We start from the raw sequence: 4,449 nt of genomic DNA, 5'->3' as shown, positions 1-4,449 counted from the left end.
CTAACGGATCGTCGCCCCGGCGGCCTCCGCGAGCTCGGGCCCGAGTGCACAGGCAGGCGTATACGCACCACGGCGGCCCTCACCGCGAGCCAGCCGTACGGCGGTCTCGGCCGCCGCGTTCGTGGTGAAGTCCATCGCGTCCTCGGCCCGCAGCCAGGCCTCCCGCGTCGTACCGTCCGCCCACGTCACGACCGCGTGACCCCACGAGTGCTCCCGCGGTCGCGGTGCGGGCTTGAACTCCATCGCCGCCATCCGCCGTACGGCGAACCGCTGCAGCGCCGGGAGCTTCAGCAGCGCACCGGCCGCGGGCACGATCGCCCGGACCAGCGGGCCTGTCGGCAACAACCCGGTCGTCGCTACGACGTCCGGCGCCCCGCTGGCCAGGTGTGCCGCCAGCAGCTCACCGGTCGGACCGGCAGCGGACTTCGCCGTCTGTCCGTCCGGCAACACATGCGTCCGCGGATCCGCGGCAAGCCGGGCCGGGACCATCCGCCCGCCCTCGTACCGCCTGCCGCCCGTCGTCAGCCCCGATACGATCGACTGCGCCAGGGCCTCGCCCATTTGACCGGCCGTGATCGCGACCGACGGGAGCGCATCCACCCGTACCGTCCGCGGCGCCGGCCGATCCGCGCACAGCCACGCGACCACCGCCTCGGTCCCGAGTACGCCGAACCCGGCGCCGGTCACGAACGTACTGCCGGCCGCCACCGCCTCGTCGTGCAACGCCAGCAGCCGCGGCATCGCGACCAGATCGTTGGCCAGGTCAACGTAATGGCCGCCGGGCAGGCAGGCGCGCGCGAACCGGACCGCGGTCTCGGCGTACCCACCGATCGTGTTCACCACCACGGCCGGTCGCCGCTCGGCGATCGCGGCCGCCAGGTCCGCGGTCTCGACCACCTCGGCCCCGTCGAGTCCGAGCTCCGCCGCGGTCTTCCGCAGCCGCTCCGCGTTCCGCCCGACGAGTACCGGCGTACCGCCGCGGGCCGCCACCCGGGCCGCGATCTCGCGTCCGGTCCGGCCGGTCGCCCCCAGAATCCAGATCATCCGACGCTCCTTATGTCTCACAGTGTCATCACTCACGATAACACCCTGAGACATCACTCTTGCTAGACTCCCGGTATGGCGCGATGGGACCCCGGGGCGGAGCAGCGGCTGCGCAAGGCCGCGCTCGAGCTGTACGCCGCGCACGGGTACGACGCGGTCACCGTCAACCAGATCGCCGAGCACGCCGGCTTGACCCGTCGCTCGTACTTCCGCTACTTCCCGGACAAGCGCGAGGTCCTGTTCGCCGGTTCGGAGCGGCTGCCGCTCGCGGTGCTCGACGCACTCCGGGCCGTCGACGACGACGTCCGCCCGTGGCCCGCCGTACTGCAGGCCGCCGTGGCCGTCGGTGAGCTCCTGATCGAGTTGGCCGAGGACACCGACGTACGCCGGGCCGTGATCGCCGCGAGCCCCGAGCTGCAGGAGCGCGAGCGGACCAAGCTTGCCTCGGTCACCGCGGCGCTGCGCGACGGGCTCGCCGAGCGCGGGCTGTCACCCGAGGACGCGACGCTGATGGCGCAGGTCGGATCGGCGGTCTTCCAGAACGCGTTCAGCCGCTGGATCGACCGCGGCGGGCAGCAGACGTTCCGGTCCTGCCTCGACGCCGTCGTGGCCTCACTCGGCCGAGAGCTCGACCACTAGGCACGGGCCGCCGTCGAAGGCGCCGCCGTCGATGCCGAGCACCAGGCCGTCGGCGTACAGGTGCGGGCCGGTCAGGAACTCCGGGTCGATGTGCAGCTGGTCGGCGATGATGCTGTGGCCGTGCACGATCCGCCGGCCGCCGAGGTGCTGCAGCATGATCCGCGCGACCTCCGGGCCGCTCTCGCCGCGGAACGCGTACCGCGACGTCATCCGGCGCCAGACCTCCCACCACACCTCGATGTCGTCGGAGTGCAGCTCGGCCCGGGCCGCGGCGTTGATCTGGTCGAGCGTGTCGCCCCACTCGACGTACTCCGCGGTGTCCGAATGCATCAGCAGCTGGTCCGCGTCCCGGCCGAGGAACGGCTGGTCGAGCAGCCAGTTCACGTCGTCGTCGGTGAGCAGCTCCTGGTCGCGGTCCTGGCCGCCGTTCAGTGCCCAGGAACGCTCGAAGCTGCGCAGCGTGATCCCGTCGTGCGGAACGAACGTGTCGCCGAACTTGTGCATCCCGAGCGCCAGGATCTCGTGGTTGCCGAGCAGCATCCGGACCGCGCCGTCGGGCGCCTGCGCGATCAGCCCGCGGACATAGTGCAGTACGCCGATGCCGTCCGGGCCGCGGTCGAAGAAGTCGCCGAGGAACCACAGCCGGGCGTCGTCGGCGGCCCAGTTGCCGTCGGCATCGGTCAGGCCGGCCGCGTGCAGGGCGGGCTTCAGTTTCTCCAGGTGGCCGTGGACGTCGCTCACGGCGTACACCCGGGTCACGTCAGCCTCGCACGGTCAGCACGATCAGTACGACGTTGAGGGCCGTGACGGCGGTGGCTACCAGGCATGCGGTGAGAGTAGTCGCCCGGCGGTTGACGAGGTCGCCCATGACGCGCCGGGATGCGGTCAATCTCACCAGCGGCCAGAGCGCGCAGGGGATGCCGAAGCTCAGCACCACCTGCGACATCACCAGCGCGCGGCTCGGGTCGATGCCGATCGCAAGCACCAGCAGGGCGGGCGCCAGGGTCACCAGACGCCGTACGGCGAGCGGCACCCGGCGCTGCCAGAAACCGTCCAGGATCACGGAACCGGCGTACGTCCCGACCGACGAGGACGCGAAACCGCTGGCCAGCAGGGCGAGTGCGAACAGCAGCGCCGGAAGCTGGCCGATCCGGTCGCCGATCGCGACGTGCGCCGCACTGAGCGAGTCGGCACCTGTGCCCTTCAGGGCAGCCGCCGCCAGCACGACCATCGCCAGGTTGACCGCGCCCGCGAGCGCCATCGCCACGGCGACGTCCAGCCGGGTGGCCCGCAGTACGCGGGATTTGCCGTCCTCGGAACGGATCGTTTTCCAGTGCCGGTCGGTGACCAGTGCGCCGTGCAGCCAGATCGCGTGCGGCATCACGGTCGCGCCGAGCATGCCGGCCGCGAGGACGAGCGATTGGCTGCCGTCCAGCCGCGGCACCAGGCCGCCGGCAATGCCGCTCGCGGACGGGCCGGCCTGTGCGGTGGAGACGACGAAGCCGAGCAGTACGACGGCGAGCAGTCCGATGATCGCGGCCTCGAACGGGCGCTGCCCGCGCTTCGACTGGTAGATCAGCAGGCCGAACGACACCGCGCCGGTGATCACGCCGCCGAGCAGCAGCGGGATGCGGAACAGCAGGTTGAGCGCGATCGCGCCGCCGACCACCTCGGCCAGGTCGGTGGCCAGCGCGACCACCTCGGCCTGCGCCCAGAGCCCCGTCGAGGTCGAGCGTTTGAAGTGGTCACGGCAGAGCTGGGGGAGCGTCCGCCCGGTCGCGATGCTGGCCTTGGCGGCCAGGTACTGCACCAGCACGGCCATCAGGTTCGCGCCGACGACCACCCAGCAGAGCAGATAGCCGTACTTCGCACCGGCCGCGATGTTGGTGGCGAAGTTGCCCGGATCGACGTACGCAACGGCCGCGACGAAGGCCGGCCCGAGCAACAACAGCCCGGACCGGTTCAGTTGCCGTCGTAGCGGCGCCGGTGCGTACATGAGAGAAGTCTCTCTGACAGTACCCACCACGCAACCCCTGTGCGCGATTTGAGACGCCGACTAGGCCCAGGCGAAGTTCACCTCGATCGAGATCTCGACCGTGTGCTCACCGGGCGTGATGTTGAACGACAGGTCGGCACCCTGCGCGGATGCCCGTCGGCTCGCCAATGCGACCGCTGCGCGGTGATAGGTCTCGGAAACCGCCGTCACCCCGCCGAGGGAGAACCCCGCAAGCGTGGCCAGGTGCGCGGCCTTGACTCGCGCGTCCTGGAACGCCAGCTCGCGGGCCTGCGTCAGCAGGTCGGACTTGTCCTCGATGTCGAACTGCAACCCGTGGATCGCGAGACTGTTGCCTGCGGCATCGACGGCTGCCGTCAACAGCGCGCTGAATCCCGTCAGATCCTTGGTCTCCACCTCGATCGTGTGCGACGCCCGGTACTCACCGGTCGCGCCCGGCATCTTGTAGTCCTGGTACACGTTCACCGCACTGGTCGCCAGTTGCGACCTTCCGACCCCCTGCGCCTGCAGAGCTGCGACCACAGCGTCACTACGCTCGCCGACCTTTGCCACAGCAGCCGCCACATCCGGCTCCGCATGCTCCACCGCAAACGTCACCCGCAGCACGTCCGGCGTCCCACTGACCTGCCCTGACCCAACAACACTCACCCCTGTGTCCATAACCGCCAGTCTCCCATCACTCGCAACCCCGCTCAGCTGAGAGTCACACTCTGCGCAGTGTCCAGCAGACGGGCGGCCCACTCGATACTCTT

Annotated in this window: 5 protein-coding genes; 1 reads left to right on the top strand and 4 read right to left on the bottom strand. The window is 70.4% G+C overall.

What is annotated here, in order from left to right:
* The gene (locus VFF46_RS24600) at positions 1-1,044 is read right to left on the bottom strand and encodes a saccharopine dehydrogenase NADP-binding domain-containing protein (RefSeq protein ID WP_325039567.1); all 1,044 of its coding nucleotides are present in this window, start codon (positions 1,042-1,044) and stop codon (positions 1-3) included.
* A 75-nt stretch (positions 1,045-1,119) separates the two neighbouring features.
* Here VFF46_RS24600 and VFF46_RS24595 point away from each other — a divergent pair, with 75 nt between their 5' ends.
* On the top strand, positions 1,120-1,683 hold the full coding sequence (locus VFF46_RS24595) for a helix-turn-helix domain-containing protein (protein WP_325039566.1): 564 nt from the start codon (positions 1,120-1,122) through the stop codon (positions 1,681-1,683).
* Here VFF46_RS24595 and VFF46_RS24590 read toward each other — a convergent pair.
* The 3 genes from VFF46_RS24590 to VFF46_RS24580 are packed head-to-tail and all read right to left on the bottom strand — an operon-like array spanning position 1,657 to position 4,345.
* A complete protein-coding gene (locus tag VFF46_RS24590; RefSeq protein WP_325039565.1) occupies positions 1,657-2,424 on the bottom strand; it encodes a metallophosphoesterase in 768 nt (255 codons plus the stop codon). The two genes, VFF46_RS24595 and VFF46_RS24590, sit on opposite strands and share 27 nt — an antisense overlap.
* Positions 2,425-2,443: 19 nt before the next feature.
* On the bottom strand, positions 2,444-3,679 hold the full coding sequence (locus VFF46_RS24585; protein WP_325039564.1) for an Nramp family divalent metal transporter: 1,236 nt from the start codon (positions 3,677-3,679) through the stop codon (positions 2,444-2,446).
* A 60-nt stretch (positions 3,680-3,739) separates the two neighbouring features.
* Positions 3,740-4,345 carry an SIMPL domain-containing protein gene (locus VFF46_RS24580; RefSeq protein WP_325039563.1) on the bottom strand — a complete coding sequence of 202 codons (606 nt, stop codon included), beginning with the start codon at positions 4,343-4,345 and terminating at the stop codon, positions 3,740-3,742.
* Positions 4,346-4,449: the final 104 nt, after the last annotated feature.

It is taken from the genome of Kribbella sp. (assembly GCF_035655035.1).
Taxonomy (GTDB): domain Bacteria; phylum Actinomycetota; class Actinomycetes; order Propionibacteriales; family Kribbellaceae; genus Kribbella.
This window is presented reverse-complemented; position numbering and strand designations above follow the sequence as displayed.

Excerpts from the sequence above, each read along its gene's own strand:
- VFF46_RS24600 (WP_325039567.1), bottom strand. The coding sequence starts at position 1,044 with ATGATCTGGATTCTGGGGGCGACCGGCCGGACCGGACGCGAGATCGCG.
- VFF46_RS24595 (WP_325039566.1), top strand. The coding sequence starts at position 1,120 with ATGGCGCGATGGGACCCCGGGGCGGAGCAGCGGCTGCGCAAGGCCGCG.
- VFF46_RS24585 (WP_325039564.1), bottom strand. The coding sequence starts at position 3,679 with ATGTACGCACCGGCGCCGCTACGACGGCAACTGAACCGGTCCGGGCTG.